Raw genomic sequence first — 1,064 nt, forward strand, 5'->3', positions numbered from 1 at the left:
GTACTGACCCAGCAGGTTGTTGACATGGCGAGAGACCTCCGGGTCGAGTGGGAGCTGTCTAGGAACCCGGCTCACACCAACGGAGGTCTCTCGTGTCCCACGCTAATGCCCGGCTGACCCCTGCCGGAAGGATGACCATGGTCCGGCGGATCGCCGCTGGCCGGCCGGTCGCGCACGTCGCCGCGGAGATGGGCGTCTCACGCACGACCGCGTGGCGGTGGTGGCGCCGCTATCAGCAGCAAGGCCGTGCGGGGCTGGTGGATCGGTCCTCACGCCCACACTCGTGCCCGCACCGCACAGGCGCGTGCGTCGAGGCCAGGATCCGGATTTGGCGGCACCTGACCCGCCGCGGTCCGGTCGGTCTCGCCCGCCGGGTCGGGGTCCCGGCCTCCACCGTGGGCCGGGTCCTGGCCCGGCACCACACCCCGCGCCTGACCGCGTGCGACCCCGTCACAGGGCAGGTCATCCGCGCCACCCGACGCTCAGCGAACCGCTACGAGCACCCCTACCCGGGCTCGCTGGTCCACATCGACGTCAAGAAGCTCGGGCGCATCCCGGACGGCGGCGGGTGGCGCGCGCACGGCCGGTCTGAGGAAGTACGCGGCCGCGGGATCGGCTATGACTACGTCCATACCGCGATCGACGACCACTCCCGCCTCGCCTACGCCGAGATCCACGACGACGAGAAGGGCACGACCTGCGCCGGGTTCCTGACCCGGGCCGCCGCGTTCTACGCCGCGCACGCCATCACCGTCGAACGCGTCCTGAGCGACAACGCGAAGAACTACCGCCAGTCCCACGCCTTCCGCGACGCCGCGGCCGAGCTCGGGATCCGCCTGAAGTTCATCAAGCCGCATTGCCCCTGGACCAACGGCAAGGCCGAGCGCCTCAACCGCACCCTGGCCACCGAGTGGGCCTACGCCCGCCCCTACACCTCCACCACCGACCGCGCGCACGCCTTGCCGACCTGGCTCGAGCACTACAACCTAGAACGACCCCACACCGGCATCGGCGGCCTACGTCCTATCGACCGCGTCAACAACGTCCCGGGTCAGTACAGCTAG

Annotated in this window: 1 protein-coding gene; it reads left to right on the forward strand. The window is 70.4% G+C overall.

Annotated elements, in window-relative coordinates; all coding sequences use genetic code 11:
* Window positions 1-92 precede the first annotated feature (92 nt).
* Entirely contained in the window at window positions 93-1,064 is a 972-nt protein-coding gene (locus FB00_RS20730) for an IS481 family transposase (RefSeq protein WP_047234814.1), read from the forward strand.

It is taken from the genome of Cellulosimicrobium funkei, from assembly GCF_001019615.1.
Taxonomy (GTDB): Bacteria; Actinomycetota; Actinomycetes; order Actinomycetales; family Cellulomonadaceae; genus Cellulosimicrobium; species Cellulosimicrobium cellulans_E.